A 17,770-nucleotide genomic window follows, 5' to 3' on the forward strand; every position below is an offset into this window, starting at 1 on the left:
GCAAATCCCCCCTTAAATAGTTGGCACTTTAATTCTAGTAGCAAAACGATTTTCAACAAAATACCCTTCAAATGGATTTAATTTTGTACTACTTAAATCTTTATTAGATACATCGAAGACCATTTGGCCTGATGATTTTCTAAGTAAAATAACATGAGATTGCGTTTTTATTGTTTTTGAAACTAAGTCGTATCGGCTGTCAATTGAATCGACATCACAGCCAATTATGAAGTGGATGCCCATAAATGCACCATTTGTTATTAATTCCGCTAAACTATATATATCGCTATCTTCTAAATTACTTAAAATATCATTTACATCTGCAATTACGATTACAATCGGCTTAAATTTCTTAATAAATTCTGCAGGGTTCACTGTTTCACTTGATGCTTCCTGCTCCTCTTTAAACGCCGCTTCTCTCGATTTATAAGCATTTGTAACTTGTTTAATCGTTTTCTCAATTCCTGTTTTTTCAGCTACATATAAAGCAGCGCTCTCTCTATAGTTTGAGAAATTACGTGTTCTTGTATCGATTAAGCCTAAGTCAAAGTGTCCACTTTCAGCTAACTGTTGAAGGAATTGATGAACTACATTTTCAACTTCATCTTTCTTGATTCCCCCTACAACAATATTAGACGCTTCCGTTAAATCTAATTCGAGAGGTGTAACGCTTTCTGTTTCTACACCAAATGTTAGTTTGCCTGCTTCAATAATTTTTCTTGTTTCTGGCCATGCAATGAATTCCTTGTATTCCAGAACTTCAGGTACCATAGGAATCGCTTTCGGTCTTTCTCCATCCCAGAAGGAATCCATCTCTTTTCCTTCTGCTTGTATGTTTTCAATTCGAGTAAGTACATCTTCTCCATCAGTTGGTAAAGCTGTTTGGAAGATTGTTGGTTCTTCAATTTTAACTAAACCACGTCCTGCTAATTCTTCAATTTTTAACTCTGTTCTTCCTACAATAGCTCTAGATTCTGCCTCATCTATCATATATAGAGCAATTTGTAGTTTAATATTTGTATTTACTTGTACTCTCAATGCATTTTGACGTGTAGCCGTAAGCATTAAATGAATTCCTACTGCTGCCCCTTCACGTACAATTTGTGCAATAATGCGTTCAAAGTCTTCGACAAATCCAGCTTCTCTAACAGAATCATAGTTATCTAACGTAATTAATACTGTTGGTAATACTTCTTTACTAGCTCTCTCATACATTTCAAGACTCGCAACTCCATATTTACTTAGCAATTGCTTTCTATCTTTTAATAAGTCTTCTATGCGACGAAGAAATTTCTCGCATTTTTCAACTTGGTCTAATGTAATGATGTCTGCCACATGCGGTAAAGATTTTAATGGCATTAAACCGTTCGTTCCGAAGTCTAATAAATACACATGCAAATGCTCCGGACTATGCTGACGAGCTACATCCATAATGACTGATTGTAAGAATGTTGATTTTCCGTAGCCTGGACTTGAGAAGACTGCTACGTGTCCATCTTTACTAATATCTAGTGTTAATGGTGTTTGTGATTGTAATTCAGGCTGATCTAGTAGACCAACTGTTGCTTTTAATGGTTTCTTTTCTTTCGTCCATGCTTCTTTGAACTGAATAGCGTGTAAGTCTTGTAAATATACGCTTTCTGGAAGTGGTGGTAACCACGGTCTAGCTAACGCTTCAATTTCATTTATTTCTGCGTAATCGTGAATGTAGTCAATAACAGCATCCAGTTCAGATGGTACGCTTATTACTTCTTTACTACTACCAAGTCCACTTAAGTCTTCACTTAATATTTCATATTGTCCTAGATCATTTATTGCATAGATTGTTGCGTCTAAATGTTCTTTATCCTCTTTGTTTTCTACATAGTCTGCTCCGCTCCAAGCTGATTGGAATAGTTCATAAATTTCATTATTCCCAACTTGTAAATAGGCACGTCCTGGCAATGTAATTTCAGCAGCATCTGGTGTTTTTAAAATTTCATTACTATCTGACGTATTTTGAACTTTCAATGCTAGTTTGAATTTCGAGTTACTCCAAATTTGATCATCTACAACACCGCTCGGTTTTTGCGTAGCTAATATTAAATGAATTCCGAGTGAACGTCCGATACGCGCTGTTGAAACTAACTCTTTCATAAATTCTGGCTGTTCTGACTTCAATTCCGCGAATTCATCACTAATTAAAAATAGATGCGGCATCGGTTCACTTACTAAGCCTTCTTTATACAGTTTTTGATACTGATTAATATGGTTTACATCATTTTCTCCAAATAATCGTTGTCTTTTTTGTAATTCAGCTTTAATTGATGCGAGCGCTCTCATACTTTGTGCTCCATCTAAGTTCGTAATTGTTCCTAATAAATGCGGTAAGTTTTTGAATAAATTCGCCATACCGCCGCCTTTATAGTCAATTAGTAGAAAGGCTACTTCGTAAGGATGGAAATTGACCGCTAGAGATAATATATACGATTGTATAATTTCCGACTTACCTGAACCTGTTGTACCTGCTATTAACCCGTGTGGTCCGTGTGCTTTTTCGTGTAAGTTTAAGTTTACGATATCTTCTTTACCACGTAATCCAAGTGGTACAGCTAAAGATTTATGTGCAGCATTTTTCTCCCAGCGACTTGTGATATTCAGTTCTTTTACTTTCTCAACACCGTACATTTCTAAAAATGTTACACTTTCTGGGATACTATTTTTTAAGTTTTGCAAATGATTTAACGGTGCTAATGCTCGTGAAACATCTTCTAAATTGAACCCTTTCGGTACGTGATTTAATTTAAATTGACGGTTTACAAGCTCTCCCTGTTCTAAGATGATGTTCCCTTGTTTTGCATCTCTTATGTCTATTACCGTTTTCACATGCTCCGGTAAACTTTGCATAACATCTTGTACAAATACAAGTGATACACCTAATTGACTCGGATCATCATTAAAGAATTCCATAACAACATGGTCTAGTATTAGTTTTTCATCTGTAATGAGAACGACATAGTGCGGTGCAAAGTACATTTTTTCATTCGTTGAACTTTTTTCATCTAGTTTTAATTTTCGTTCTTTTAATATTTGATACAAACTATTTAACACTTGATCACGGCTACGATCATGATATACAAATCCGCGTACATTTATATCGCGAACACTTCCATGAGGTAACCAGCGCATCCAATCCCATTTTTCTTTTTCTTCTTCAGGAAAAATAGTAATAAACTGCAAGTCATAATAACTATGGAATAATGCGGTTTGTACAACTAATAATTGTAATTGCTCTAACACTAAAGAGCGTTGTCCAATATAGCCAACCGGTCCATTTATCAAATCTGTTACAACAGGTACATCTTCCAATGATAGATAACGCTGTCTTAGTTCACGTGCTATATCAATTAATTCATCTTTCGTTTGACTAAATTCTTCTTCATTAAATTGGATTTCAAAACTTGTATTAGCTTGTCCTGTTCCAACGCTAAATGTTAAGAAATCATGATGTAGCATTGTTTTTTCATATATACGTGGATTTACTTGCATAGCCATATTACGTATAACTTCAACATTTGGATTATGATATTGTAATGCATGACGCTGCTTTTCACTTTCTGCATGTAAATCTTTCGTTTTTTGTTTGATATACGCTCTATAACTTTTATCACGTTCAACAATGTCGATTTTATATTGCTTTAAATTTTTTATATAAGATGTGACAGATACAATAATCGTTACTAATGTCATCGCAATCGATGCAATAATAAACATCCCATATTTCATAAAGATTGCAAGTAATACTGTTACGACAATCATGACAAGAGAAGGTGCAATAATTCTCGCCAAATGCTCAGTCGGTTTTGACGGCATACTTGAAGGTTTTGCAATTGTCATTTTCTCTTCTGGTTCACGGTAAATAATACGTGGTGAACGATGATAGTCTGGATAACCACTTTGATAATTCGTTTCGGATTCTACTAAAATAGGTAACGTAGATTTAACGTTCTCTTCTGAAGACAATACTTGAATATCTTCACTGCCTATCTCTACTAAAGCACCATCAAAATATAATACGTCTCCTGCTTCTAACATAGCGCTATCTTTTAGCTTCGTATAATTATGAAATACATCCCCTTCATATACGTTTACTTTAAAAGAATCGTACAACGTTTCACGAGATAGCATTAAATCTACATTTGTCCCGGTAATAGAAATATCATCATAACTGTTTTGACTTAATGTAAGAGAATGTTTCGTTCCGATATCAAACACTTTAGTTGTACCAATAATAGAGATAAAGATTTTCAAGCTCACATCTTTAGTTTTTCCAATCTCAAATTCCTTATTGAACTCTATTAATTGATTTTGTACCATCCAAGCATTTACTTCATTATTCCACTTTAACTCTACTTCTTGTTCTAAACTTGGATTCGTAATATCATTTGTCCACTCTTTTCCAATCGACACTATTGATTGCTCATTTGGATGTAATGTGCACTTATATATTTTGTCTCCATAAGTCAATACTAATAGTTGCTCCATCCGTGTTCACTGCTCCTTTTCAACTGTCTCATCAAGTCCTTGCTTACTCTTTCTTCTCTGTGCTTGACGAGTCTTTATCGTTTGATGATTTGCCATATTTCTTTTCATATTCATCTAATTGTTGCTCATATGTTTTTAATTTTTGATCACGCTCTTCTCCTGATAAATCCGGATTATTTTTCAGCGATTCAATTTGTTTAACAAGGCCGTATATAATAAGCTGAGGATCATCAAGTGTCTTAGCTAAATCTAATGATTTATCAAAATTACCTTTTCCGTTATACATCCAATACAGCAAATACTTTTCATCACTTTTCAAACTAATATTTTTCATAATCATTTTCTTTTGATCTTCACCTAGTTTTTCAGCCGTAATGTATGCAAATGCTAACTCATATTTAGATGCAATCGGTAATGATTCAAATTCCTCTTCATTTAATTGCGTAATTACTTTGTCATAATCAGTTGCTATGAAACTCGCATTTGCTTCTATTAACTTATTTTGATAAGGAAATTTTATAAAAGTGAAATATATTAAAGGAGCAGCTAAAATAACTGTCGCCGCTATGAAGGAAAAAGCTAAGTATTTAAATGATTTATAGCTCTTTTTAGATACTAACTGCATATTTTTTTCTGTTTTTGTTTGTTCCTTCTCAAAGCTGTCATCAAGAAACTGCAGTAATGCATCTAAACTTTCCATTTGAGCAACTGTCTGTTCAAATGTTGTTTCTTTTGCATCTTTTAGTAACCCAGCATATAAATCATCAAAATTGTGCTTTTCGGAGAATAAAGCAATAATTAGACACTTGTATTGCGTTAAAAATTGCTCTTCTAACAACGGGGTTGGTGGAACAATATCTCGAATTCCTCTATGTATAATACTTGGCATTAAATTCGCATTAAAAACTATATTGTCTGGATGTAAAAAGAACGTAATTCGTTTATTTAAATATTTACGAAATTGCGCAACATTTCGAAGCAGTCTTAATTTCTCATTTCTTCCAAAACGGCTAAGATCGTCCCACTTATATAAATTTTTGTCCACTTGAAATAGAAACGTAAACATATCATCCATTTCTTCTATCGTTAATGGTACAAAGTCAGATGATGCGCCCGTAATTATATCGAATTGACGGAAATCTTTTATACGTGTTTGAGATTTTGTCATCTCCAATTTCCAATTTTCTTTTTCTATTTGAAATTGATAGTTCATTGCATCAATTTGAATTGTTTTTTCCGTCATGTTTATCCTCTTCTCCTTTTCTTTATAACCAGTAATAACTTATTTTCAAAAAACTAAAAGTAAGAAATATTCTTTATAAAACTTGTAAAATATCTCCGTCTGTTATTTGATGATCAATTAAACGATCATTATCTGTTAAAACAATTGACTTATTTCTCACTTTCATTACAAAATGTGAACCTTCATGATTATCAATCTTTAGCGTATCTAATAAGTTTTTCAATAAATATTTAATAGATTGATGATTCGGAATACGCAAATCATATGTATTTCCATTCCATTTACTAAAATCTACCGTTACATTAATATGCGTTTGTATTGCCATCACTTTACCTCCAACTTTTCCGAAGAACCGTATAAATACCGATGCAAATAAGTAAAACACTGCCGCCTAACAATATGATTATTGTTGTACTGATTGGCTTTTCATTCATTGTTTGATTACTTGCTACTTCATCAGCGCTTTTTCTTACAACGTATTCACTGCTAAACAAACTATTTTTCGTATCTTTAACACGATTATTTTCTTTTTGTTTTATAAAAAGAGAATCTCTTAAGGATTCCATCTCTTTTTGTTCTTTCTTTTTCTTTTTCTGAATTTCTTCTTCTACTTCTTCGTTAAACAACTCAATCGATGCTTTATCTAATTCTGTTTCCTTATGTTCCTTTTTATTTTTTTCTTGGTCTTTATCTTCAAAGCGGTCTACTTTAAACTGAATTTTCCCATCATCACCAAGATAACTGTCCGCCGCGCTCCTAATCGGTAGCGCGACAAACAGTAAAAGGAAACAAATAAATGATAACCTAACCACTATGCTCCATTGTTTGATCATTTACTTCTTTTTCCTCCCATTTCTTGTGCCATACAAATAGATTACTAACTAATCCTATAATGGCAATTACAAACAATACGATAAAAATAACTTTCCCTGTATCTTTACCGCTAATAAAATCATTTAGAAAACCTTCTATATATTGAAGCGGTGAAAATTGACGCAATTTACCTACAGAAGACATTTGGTCTACTTTACTTCCAACTGCTTCAGTTAAAAATAGATACATACTTAAAAATACTAATAAGATAAACATCCCTACCATTTTTATTTGTCGTAGTAAGTATGTTGAAACTAATACGAACGCCATCATTATGATTGTGATAAACGCAATCCATAGTAAACTTTGATCCTGACCGAATTTTAAAAGACGGCCTGAGATGACTCCTATACTGATCCCTTCCACAATCGATATTCCAAATGCTACTACTGTAGTTGGTACATTCATATCAATTAAAGAGAATCTCTCTTCAAAATGATCTGATTGTGTTCGTTTCTTTTCTTGATTCGCAATTGCATATGCCGTAAATAACGCAACAATGAAGCAAGTTAATACGATTAAGTATGGTGTAAAAGCATTTCCAGCTACAATTACCCCATCATTTTGTTTCTGAACTGGACTAGATAAAAACTCATATAGCATCTCATTTTGACGATCTCCAATACGACTATTCGCCAAAATCTTCGTAAAGTTTTTCGAGAATGCTTTATCATCTTCCATTTTCTTCGTAAAATCATTTAATAAAGAATCTGCTTTCGAAACAATTGTCGTTCCGCTTTCTTGAATTTCTTTTGCTTGTCCATTAATTTGATCAAATGTTTTATACACATCATCTGATGTCGCTAAACTATGCTTCGAACTTTCTACTAATGACTGAGTTTGCATCGTTAAAGATTTAATACCAGAGTCTAACGATAGTACAGCTGTTTGTTCACCTGCATTATTAGTCGTTAATACTTGTTGCTCTTCTACTAGCTTTAAACTACTCTCACGCCATTTTGCTAAACCTTTTACATATTCCCCTAAATTTTGATTCATACTAGTTGCTTGCTGCATCGTTTCATTTAATTTCTCCGCTAATAGCATTGAATTTTGATCTGCACTAGTAATGAGTTGTTGGTAAGAGTCTATTTTTTGCTTTAAACCCATCATATCTTGCTTTACTTCACTCGTAATACTAGCTGAAACAAGATTTGAAATTAAATCAATTACACTTTGTTTATTTAACATATAATACAATGAATGATCAGTCGCAATCGTATCTAAACTTCCCTCTTCAAGCTTAGGGCCTACATCATTTGTTCTTAAATCAATCCCATAATACATTTGATAAAGACTCAATAATCCTTGATAACTTTGAACGGTCTCGACTGCTTCTTTAATTAATACATTAGAGGTATTATCTGTTAACTTCTCAGTTTTTTGATGTACAATATAATTATTTGTACGTTCAATAACTGTTGAGCCACCACCTTGATTTTGGTTTCCCCCGTTATCTGTTCCCGTTCCGCCTCCTGGGTTTCCTCCGTTATCTGTCCCTGTTCCGCCTCCTGGGTTTCCTCCGTTATCTGTCCCTGTTCCGCCTCCTGGGTTTCCTCCGTTATCTGTTCCCGTTCCGCCTCCTGGGTTTCCTCCGTTATCTGTCCCTGTTCCGCCTCCTGGGTTTCCTCCGTTATCTGTTCCCGTTCCGCCTCCTGGGTTTCCTCCGTTATCTGTCCCTGTTCCGCCTCCTGGGTTTCCTCCGTTATCTGTTCCCGTTCCGCCTCCTGGGTTTCCTCCGTTATCTGTTCCCGTTCCGCCTCCTGGGTTTCCTCCGTTATCTGTCCCTGTTCCGCCTCCTGGGTTTCCTCCGTTATCTGTTCCCGTTCCGCCTTCTGGGTTGTTATTACTCTGTTCTGTCTTTTGAATGATAGGCTTTTTAACAGTGTTTACTAGTGGCATTATTCCATACTGCGTTTGATTAACTACATTTTCTACCTTGCTATTTTCTGTTTTTGTTCCTTCATTCTCTTTATTTGGTTCTTCTTTTTTAGGTTCTTCTTTTCCAGTACTAGTTTCTTTCTCATAATTACCATTCAATTTCCATTCCCACGTTACTGGAGAGAAAACATCTATATTGATACTTGGATCTATTAACTTCACATGAAGGCTAATTTTCAAATCTCCTTCATTACGTGCTGATATTACAATTGATCCGTTTTGTTTAAATTCACTTGTACGGTCCACACCATCAATTAATAGTGAATCTGTACTACCATATAACTCAAAGCCACTAGGAATAGTTATATTCATAGTTTGCGAAGAATCCATTCCAATTACTTTCGCTGTATCACTGAATGTAATTCCATCTTTAGCCAAACTTTCTTTTACTTCTTTAATTGAATTTCCTAAAGATATTTTATTGACTGGGTCATAATTAAAATTATTTTCTTTATTATATTTATTCGTAAATTGGATTACGTTTTTCAGTTGTAACTTCGTTACATCAGGCAAATCACTTTGAACGATTTCTTCCATGTTCAAACTAGGCAACTTCGTAATTAAATTTTCAATTTGTTGCTTGATTCGAATATCTGGTTGTTTCATTAACGAATTGATAACTACTTCATGTTGTCCATCATTTGAAATAGACTTTTGTAATCGTTTAAGGATCGTCGCTTGCATGTCACTTTCTAACTTCCCTGCAAGTTCTGTATCATATTCTGACACTTGTTTTTTTACATCTGTTAAATACTTTTGAATTGTTGAAGCATCAGCTAAAATATTAGGATCTTTCTCTGAAAGCGTAAATTGATTTGCGATAATTTTATTCGCAGATTCTAATGCGCTTAACTGCTTTAAAACATCGCCTGAATTCATATCACTCATATACTGATTAAATTGATTTGTAAAATTATTCGCTAACAGATTATTATCCGTTTGTATTTTTTGAAAGTTATTAAATCCTTCTAAATACGTATTATTAGATTTATTCCCTTCATCTAAAGCTTGACCAAAGCCTTTTAAAACATCTTGGAATCCTTTAAAACTATTAACAGAAATACCAGTGTAATCTTGTACCGTTTTAAATTGGTTTGTGTAATTTGCCAACGGGCTATGTACATCTTTTTTATACATAGTCGTTTGATTGGTCCCTTTTTCAATTATTTTACCTATATTATCTTGTGCACCTTGCAACTTACCGATAACACTTGCAAAATAAACGTCGATGATTTGCTTATTAAAATCTTCTAAAATAGCAGAAGCTGTATTTTCTGCCTCAGCTTTCAAATCTTTATTCCCAGTTGCATTTACTTTGTAATTTAATGTTAATTTTTCTGGAAGTTCTGAATCAATCGCAACAGCTTTTCTAGAAAAATCGTTAGGTATTACAATCATCATATTGTAATTATTATTTTTTAAACCACTTTCTGCTACACCACGACTTACTACGTACCATTCTTGTTTCGTATTTTTATTTACATTTTTAACAAATTGATCTCCAAACGCTATTTTATTACCTTCAAATACAGTACCTTGATCTTCATTTACCAATGCAACTGTCATTTTTTGCGTGGTATTCTCATTTGCTTTCTTAACATTTTGATTTAACGCTAAATAGGAGACCCCTGTTGATAACACAAGAGCTAAAATAATAAACAACAAGATGCTCCACTTGAACTTTTTCACTACTTATCACTCCTGCGACTGCGAGTCTATTAAGTTAAAGACTTCGTATCTTACTCTAGTTTTAAAGTAATTTAGCCATACAACGTATGGTTGCATGGCTAAATTATATAGTTCTTTTTATCTGTCTTATTGTAGACCGAAATTACGAGAAAGATCTTCGTCATGTCTTGCAACAGCTTCTGCAGTTTTATTAAGCTGCATATTAATTTCTTGTAATAGCTGTGCGAAGTTTTGTACTTTTGGCTTTAATTGATTGAACTGTTGATCAAAACCTTCGAAAGCACGACCTTCCCATTCTCCTCTTAATTCATTTTGTAAGTTTTGTAGTTGACGTAAAATGTCCTCAATTTGATTTGCACCTTGTCCATATCGAGTCGCTTTCGATTTAAGCTCCTCTGGTGACATGCGAATTTGTCCTGCCATAAATAAATCCCCCTTAAAATTTAAAAATAGTAAAATTAACCAAAAATCAATTCTACAAATTGATTATATCAATAATTTAAAAATTTCTAAACAAAAAAATGATATTTTTCCAAAATTTCTCTTTTACTATAATAACATTATATTATATAATACTAATTTAGTGTTTTTTAGGCATACTCTATAAATCTACTATAAATTTAAAGAAAACCTTTTATTCCATATGTCTTTAAGGACTTATCCATTTTAAATCCCAGCAATAAAGTGTTCACTAAATCAATCTTTCCCCTTCTCCACTGACTTTTCATTTTCACCAATCTAATTTTTAAACATATTGGGCTATTCCAGCTCTAAAAGCTTTCTTGTCATTATTAGTCACCCCAAAACGGATAAGGAATCGGAAGTGTAATAAAGGATTGTAATCGCTCTAACAACTTTGTTTCTAGTCGAAGTTTTTCAATGCCTTTTTCATATTTAGGAAAACGAAATACTATTTCATCATTTACAATTAATACATCATTATTTTGTCCTATCTCATTTATGTAAGTTGATTCTATTTGTAATGCCGGATACACCATTTGCAAATACGCAACATATTCTCTTTCTCTTTTCATTTTTCCCTTCTCCCACTCACAATATTTTGCTCACTTCAAAGTCATAATTACCTGTCTTTCAACAAAACCAAATTCTTCGTACATCTCTTTCGCAAAGTTTCCTGCAAATACATTTAAGCGAATTTCTGAATAATTCTTTTGTAATTCCTTAATACCAGCCCCCATTAACTTTCTTGACAACCCTTTCCCGCGGTACTCTGGAAAAACATACAATTCGTATATAAACCCTAGTTTTTCATGAGAAAAATAGTCCGTATTTTCCCCTATTAATATCCACCCCATTACATTGTTTTCTTCTTTAACGACTAAATAATATGATCCCTTTTCTACAATCGGCCTTGTAATCTCAATTGCTTTCTCTGTACTTAACTGACAATTACCCCTCGTTCCTTCAAAAAGCGATTGAGCTGCATATTGTATTATTTCGTCCGTTTCTTCCCGATTCGCCTTCTCTATCATTTTTCACAACTCTCCTTATTAATAGGCATTAATATAGCTAGTTCAAGACTCTCCGCCTCTATAACAATTCCCATCAATCCATTTTCCGTACTCGTCTCATGAAATTCGCCCTTCTCCCAAAATACCGCTTGTCCCGCTTCCACCTTCACTTTTTCTTTATCTACTCCGCATACATACCCTTCTCCGTCCACAATAAGAAGCAGTTGCGATACAACTGCTTCATGATATCCGATTACTCCATTCTCTTGTAAATGCATAGCACCGATATGTACATTTCCTTTATGGTTTAATATTTTCGACATTATGAAATTAGATTGAAATGCTGAGATTTGTTTTCCCACTTTTTCACTAAAATCAAAAATTTTCATTACTAGACCTCCTTATACGTATAAAACCATCCTTACTGTCTTCATCATATGTCCTTCAAAATCTTCTTCAAATTCCTCTAATTGTGCAAAACCTTTCGCTTCATAAAAACGTTTTCCTTTTTCATTCGCTGCTTCTACATGAATGTATAATTTCCGAATTCCTTTTAATGCCGTTAGCCCTTTTTGTAATAAAGCACTTCCTATTCCTTTCCCTTGCTGATCTGGTAACAAATAAATCGCACCTAATTCTGCTTCATTTTGCAGTCTAACAGGTGAGAAATTCACAAAGCCAATTACTTCTCCCTCTTCTTCCGCAACGAATAAATGTGTATTTTCAAGACGATATTGCATTTTTTCATCAGAATAAGCCTCGTCTAAAAAACTGTCTTGAATCTCTCTCGGAATAATGCCTTCGTATGTATCATGCCAAGCTATTTTCGCTACTGATTGTACAGCATGAATATCTTCTTGCTTCATTTCTCTAATTACATATGTCATCTCGTTGTCTCCATTCTCTTTAAATTATATTCTGCTAATATACTAGAAGAAATGGCAGAACCATTTTCATAATTCACTTTAATTAATTTTAATTTCTCAATTGAAGCTGTTGTAACATCAAATTTTTCATATATATATTCCATTACACTTAAAAACTGATTTGCATGTAACCTATTTGCAATCGTACAATGCGGAACCCATTTTTCTGGTACGTAATATGAATTTAAATTATCATGAAAAGTTTTAAAATAATCATGATAAGAATGATGAAGTCTTAACAATTCATCGGTAATGGTCGGTGCCAGAAAGATCGTTCCGTTAGTAGGAAAAATTCCAACAGAAGGAAAAGTTATTGCAGCCATATTCTCTTGAACAGCTACAAACTCCTCTAATTTCTCCGTATATAAATGAACATCTAATTCATTGTAATCAGCTAATGTAATATGAGGTTCTACTCCGGCTAATTGATTTGTGCCAATGATATTTGTTATTTCATTTTGCAATTCTGTAATTTTATTAGTAAATTCGCAATCAAATGTAGCAATAATAACGTATATACTTCCTCACCCCTTCGTTACACATAGCGCTTCCCATTCTTCACGAATCATTCCCATTCGAATAGAATCATAGTACGTTCCGTTATAGTATCGGCATTTGCGCATTCTACCTTCTAAACTCATTCCTATTTTCTCAGCTACTTTCATCATTCGTTCATTACCAGACCAAGTCGTGATTCCTACTCTACCAATCTCCATCTTTTCAAATAGTAAATCTCGATATAACGTTAACGCATCTGTACCGTAGCCACCATTCCAATAATTTGGATTATAAATTACAAGCCCCATCTCTAACCAACGCGTCGGCTTATACTCCCAATAAAACCCGACTGTCCCAATGATTTGACCGTTATGTTCTATAATTAAATTTGATAGTGGTTCTTCTTTTAAACGAGTTTCCATCTTCTCTTTATAAGACGGGTATTCTTGCATTGAGAACGGGAAATATGGTGCATCCCATTTCTTCCATTCTGGATTTTCTTCTTTAAATACGAGATTCCATAATGGTTTTATATCTGATTCTTCAATTGTACGAATTGTAACTTTATCCCCTTTTACTATTACGTTTTGCATAATTTCCTCCTACAATCCTCTTTATTTCATATATAATTATAATGTTTTTTCAGAAAAATCAAAACAAATATCGTTTATTGTATTGTATAATTTTGTTATAAGATACCAATTATTCATGTAGAAAGCTGGTGATTCAATGAATAATCGATTTAGTATTGCTTTATTTCTCACTATTATTACGACAAATATTATTCTCTATTTCTTCTTACCATTAAGTATTGTTACGAAATGGGACTTCAATGGAACGCCTACATCAACAATGGATAAAAGCACCTTTGTTATCGTAAATATAATTATATGTTCCTTCTTATTCTTTTTATTTTTAGCTTTATCTAAAGCAGTGAGTAACCAGAAATTCCTCCATTGGATCAGCAACACAATTTTACTATTTTTATTTTTTGTCGATATGGTCATTGCCCTCCTCGCTCTTGGCTTCTCACTTCCTCTTGATCATTTAATATTTTTAGCATTAGGGCTTTTATTTATATTAATAGGCTATTTCAGTTCCAAAATTGATACGACTAAATCAACAGTTTCATTGGAATGGAATGATAAGCACCTCGAAAAAAGAGCTTCGAATATTTGTAGTATTTCAATGATGATAGCAGGTATTTTTCTAGCCGGGCTTCCATTTATCGTTCCTGCTCCGTATAGAGGTTATGCTATACTCACAATTTTTTTAGGAATGACGCTTGTCATTTTACCGAGTACGATTTACTTACTTATGAAAGACAGCAAGCAATCTACTCATATAAAAAGATAATAAAAAAATAGGAGGCTCCATACCTCCTATTTCATCTTTTCTATCTCAACTAAAATACCTTTCTCTATCCAGCCTTCTACTCCATCTCTTTTAACTAAATCATATCCCGAGCAGCTGTTATCAATGAGAGAAACAATGTCCCCTATGCTTACGCTTATTTGTGCACAAGAAATATCAGTTTTCACTGTGTATTCACCTGAATCAAGTTGCCTAATATATTCATTTTTCACAGAGAGTAATGTATTCGTTTCCTTTTGCTTACACATTGTGTAATCTTGCATCTTCTCCAGCGGCTCTATGTAATAGTACGGATATGTTACCCCGCCCTGCATTGTTGCATCAGCATGAAAATCTGCTATTACTTCATACTCTGGAAAATAGTCTACATATGTATAAGAAAACGTATCACCTGTTAGCTTCCTCTGAATGATAAATGCGTTTAATTGCCCTGCCTCTTTAATCGCATTTCCCCCATCAATTGCAATAATCTTTTTCTCCTGATCAATAACTGGATTGTTAGATGGGGCTTCATCAGAATAGTTCACAACAGGCCAATGACCGACAACTACATACTTATTTGATCTATGTAATTTATTGAAAAACTCCGGCATTGCTATCGCATTTTTTCGTTCTGTTTCTTTCCAATCCTCTCTATCTTCAAGGCCAGCATGTACAAAGATATAATCTTCTGTTTCAATCGCTGTTGGCAATTCTGTTAGCCACTTTATTTCTTTTGAAAAATGGCCCATCAATATGTTTTTCACTTCACGAATATCACTTTCTTCATTAACGGTAACGTTCAATTGCCCTAGCCACTCATTAAAAATTGTATTCTTTCGCGTACACAAATAATGTATTAGCGCAGGGTTTTCATTTACAAGTGCTTCAACTACAACTTCACAATTCCCTTCTATTACATAAACATTTGGCTTACTAACTACTAGATCCATCACATAGTTTACGACGCCAATACTATTTCTTCCTTTCTCACAAAGATCACCATTAATAATTAAATAATCCTCATCTTTAAAATTAACTTTATGTAGTAGTTCTTTAAAAAGATCTAATTCCCCATGAATATCAGAAATAATGATGACTCTTACATCATTTGGTATCGATAATTTCTTTATTTTTTCCAAATATAAACGCCCCTAACATTCTCCAAATTCAACATTTCCTTGTTAAATTCTAATATTCGACAAATTATATTACTAGGCCTGTTCCTAGCTCAAATCTGGAAAAGAAAGTAGGTTCCATATATTTTCACACACGGAACCTACTTAGTATTATAACTCTTTATAAAAAGAATAGCTTACTTTATCATAGCCCTCTCTTTCATAAAAACGATGTGCATCCATTCTCGGAAACGCAGATGTAAGAACGATAGAGCTGCACCCTTTTTCTTTCCCCCATTTTTCTACATATGACAGCAGAACTTTACCATATCCTTTTGATCTGTGAGCTTCTGCCGTTACAAGGTCATACACGAAAACATGTTTCTCATTATAAAAGTTCGTACAAATCGCTACACCGGCTAGACTCACAACTTCTTCATCTTCATCCCGTAACGAGAGTAGTTTATAATTTTCTTCTTTCATTTTTTGAAATAAAGAACTCGCTTCTTCTCTTGAAAGTTTCGTTCGTAATTGCTGTAATACGGGAAATACATCATGTAAATCCTCTTCTGTTACTACTACTTTAATATTCATTATGATTCTCCCCTTACTATTTATAAAATTTTCTAAATGTTATATCATCATTATAGAAAGCGACTGCCCTTAGCTTAAGTGACAGTTCTATTCTTTTTTATAAGGCCAGTGTAAAGAGGAGCGTCTACGAATGAATCTTACTATCCCATTAGTATTACAAAGTAAAACACCCATTTACATACAGATTTGCGAATATGTGAAACGAGAAATCTCTCATGGATCACTATGTGCCGGTACACGCCTTCCTTCTCACAGAAATTTAGCTATGCAACTTAATGTGAGCCGTATTACAGTTGAATCTGCTTATCAACAATTACTAGCTGAAGGGTATGTAGAAAGCAAACCGAAACGCGGGATTTTTGTTGCAGAAGTTGATATTGATGTCATTCAAAAGAAACAGCAAATTGCGTCAAACAGTGCTAACAATAAAGAAAACGAACAATATGATTATGATTGTAGTCAAGGGCTTATTGATCAAAAAGCTTTTCCGATAACAAACTGGAAAAGAGCAATACACGAAACTTTATTTCAGTATGAAAATGAATTATTTGCTAAAGAAGATCCACAAGGTGAGCTCGTTCTACGAGAACATATTTCAAAGTATTTATATCATGCTCGCGGGGTACATTCTTCACCTGATCAAATTATTATCGGAGCAGGTACGCAGCCTCTTCTTTGGTTACTCCTTCAACTACTTGGTCAAAAAAAAGAATACGGAATCGAAAATCCTGGATTTCACCGTATCCCTGCTATGATTCAAAGTTCTGGTCTTACCGTCCACCCCATCCCTTTAGATGATAAAGGGATTCATATTTCCGCTTTACGTGAATCGGGTTGCAATGTAGCGTATGTCACTCCATCTCACCAATTTCCACTTGGAATCATTATGCCGTTATCTAGAAGACTCGAGTTATTAAAATGGGCGAATGATTGTAAGGGCTATATTATTGAAGATGATTACGACGGGGAATTCCGTTATATAGGAAAACCTATTCCTTCTTTACAAGGACTAGATACAAATGAACGTGTTATTTATATGGGAACTTTCTCGAAGTCTTTTTTACCTTCTTTACGAATGGGATATATCGTTTTACCCCCTCACCTTTTAAGCGTCTATGAAGAACTTGGTGGTATGTTTAAACAAACTGTTTCTACGCTGCAACAACTTACCTTTGCCACCTTTATTCAAAATGGTGATTGGGAACGTCATATTAACCGAAGTCGTACGTTATATAAAAGAAAACATATTTCTTTAATTAAATCTATTACAAACGAAATGGGGAATAACGTCCATATACTCGGTGAACAATCCGGACTTCATATTGTACTTCACGTTCATAATGGGATGAACGAACAAGAACTTATTCATGCAGCTGCAAAAGAACGTATTAAGTTATACCCTCTCTCCACATACGATTCTGTTCATAATGTAAGGGAGGAGTCGTATGTATTGTTCGGTTTTGGCAGTATTCCAGAGGATCGTATCGAAATTGTTGTCAAATTACTGAAACAGGCCTGGTTCGCTAAATAAGAATAGCT

Annotated in this window: 16 protein-coding genes; 2 read left to right on the forward strand and 14 right to left on the reverse strand. The window is 33.9% G+C overall.

Going from position 1 to position 17,770, the window contains the following annotated elements; translation table 11 throughout:
- Positions 1-12 precede the first annotated feature (12 nt).
- The 12 genes from essC to QCI44_RS17890 form a co-directional block, all read right to left on the reverse strand.
- Positions 13-4,524: a type VII secretion protein EssC gene (gene essC / locus QCI44_RS17835; RefSeq protein ID WP_353811367.1), complete on the reverse strand. Its 4,512-nt coding sequence runs from the start codon at positions 4,522-4,524 to the stop codon at positions 13-15.
- A gap of 43 nt (positions 4,525-4,567) precedes the next feature.
- The gene (gene essB / locus QCI44_RS17840) at positions 4,568-5,767 is read right to left on the reverse strand and encodes a type VII secretion protein EssB (protein ID WP_098646179.1); all 1,200 of its coding nucleotides are present in this window, start codon (positions 5,765-5,767) and stop codon (positions 4,568-4,570) included.
- A gap of 73 nt (positions 5,768-5,840) precedes the next feature.
- Complete coding sequence (locus QCI44_RS17845) at positions 5,841-6,092, reverse strand: EsaB/YukD family protein (protein WP_001007573.1); 252 nt, start codon at positions 6,090-6,092, stop codon at positions 5,841-5,843.
- A 4-nt stretch (positions 6,093-6,096) separates the two neighbouring features.
- Complete coding sequence (gene essA / locus QCI44_RS17850; RefSeq protein WP_016088171.1) at positions 6,097-6,600, reverse strand: type VII secretion protein EssA; 504 nt, start codon at positions 6,598-6,600, stop codon at positions 6,097-6,099.
- Entirely contained in the window at positions 6,572-10,270 is a 3,699-nt protein-coding gene (gene esaA, locus QCI44_RS17855) for a type VII secretion protein EsaA (protein WP_353811368.1), read from the reverse strand. The genes essA and esaA overlap by 29 nt, the downstream gene beginning before the upstream one ends.
- A gap of 126 nt (positions 10,271-10,396) precedes the next feature.
- A complete protein-coding gene (locus QCI44_RS17860; protein ID WP_000918601.1) occupies positions 10,397-10,693 on the reverse strand; it encodes a WXG100 family type VII secretion target in 297 nt (98 codons plus the stop codon).
- A gap of 368 nt (positions 10,694-11,061) precedes the next feature.
- Positions 11,062-11,304, reverse strand: a complete 243-nt coding sequence (locus QCI44_RS17865; protein WP_016088174.1) for a hypothetical protein — start codon at positions 11,302-11,304, stop codon at positions 11,062-11,064.
- 30 nt (positions 11,305-11,334) lie between these two features.
- Positions 11,335-11,763: a GNAT family N-acetyltransferase gene (locus QCI44_RS17870; protein WP_016088175.1), complete on the reverse strand. Its 429-nt coding sequence runs from the start codon at positions 11,761-11,763 to the stop codon at positions 11,335-11,337.
- Positions 11,760-12,131 carry a cupin domain-containing protein gene (locus QCI44_RS17875; protein ID WP_016088176.1) on the reverse strand — a complete coding sequence of 124 codons (372 nt, stop codon included), beginning with the start codon at positions 12,129-12,131 and terminating at the stop codon, positions 11,760-11,762. The genes QCI44_RS17870 and QCI44_RS17875 overlap by 4 nt, the downstream gene beginning before the upstream one ends.
- Positions 12,132-12,143: 12 nt before the next feature.
- On the reverse strand, positions 12,144-12,629 hold the full coding sequence (locus tag QCI44_RS17880; RefSeq protein ID WP_016088177.1) for a GNAT family N-acetyltransferase: 486 nt from the start codon (positions 12,627-12,629) through the stop codon (positions 12,144-12,146).
- Entirely contained in the window at positions 12,626-13,186 is a 561-nt protein-coding gene (locus QCI44_RS17885) for a 2'-5' RNA ligase family protein (protein ID WP_098646175.1), read from the reverse strand. The genes QCI44_RS17880 and QCI44_RS17885 overlap by 4 nt, the downstream gene beginning before the upstream one ends.
- 6 nt (positions 13,187-13,192) lie before the next feature.
- Positions 13,193-13,759 (reverse strand): GNAT family N-acetyltransferase, encoded by a 567-nt coding sequence (locus QCI44_RS17890; protein WP_016088179.1) that lies wholly within the window; start codon positions 13,757-13,759, stop codon positions 13,193-13,195.
- A 136-nt stretch (positions 13,760-13,895) separates the two neighbouring features.
- Here QCI44_RS17890 and QCI44_RS17895 point away from each other — a divergent pair, with 136 nt between their 5' ends.
- Complete coding sequence (locus QCI44_RS17895) at positions 13,896-14,522, forward strand: DUF1648 domain-containing protein (RefSeq protein ID WP_016088180.1); 627 nt, start codon at positions 13,896-13,898, stop codon at positions 14,520-14,522.
- 26 nt (positions 14,523-14,548) lie between these two features.
- On the opposite strand, the gene QCI44_RS17900 is transcribed toward QCI44_RS17895, so the two are convergent.
- Both QCI44_RS17900 and QCI44_RS17905 read right to left on the reverse strand, forming a co-directional pair.
- Positions 14,549-15,661, reverse strand: a complete 1,113-nt coding sequence (locus QCI44_RS17900; RefSeq protein WP_098561055.1) for a metallophosphoesterase — start codon at positions 15,659-15,661, stop codon at positions 14,549-14,551.
- A 147-nt stretch (positions 15,662-15,808) separates the two neighbouring features.
- Complete coding sequence (locus QCI44_RS17905; protein WP_016088182.1) at positions 15,809-16,231, reverse strand: GNAT family N-acetyltransferase; 423 nt, start codon at positions 16,229-16,231, stop codon at positions 15,809-15,811.
- Positions 16,232-16,361: 130 nt separating this feature from the next.
- On the opposite strand from QCI44_RS17905, the gene pdxR reads away from it, so the two are divergent.
- Positions 16,362-17,762, forward strand: coding sequence for a MocR-like pyridoxine biosynthesis transcription factor PdxR (gene pdxR / locus QCI44_RS17910; RefSeq protein ID WP_098646173.1), 1,401 nt, complete (start codon positions 16,362-16,364; stop codon positions 17,760-17,762).
- Positions 17,763-17,770 lie beyond the last annotated feature (8 nt).

This window comes from Bacillus cereus group sp. RP37, assembly GCF_040459695.1.
Lineage (GTDB): Bacteria > Bacillota > Bacilli > Bacillales > Bacillaceae_G > Bacillus_A.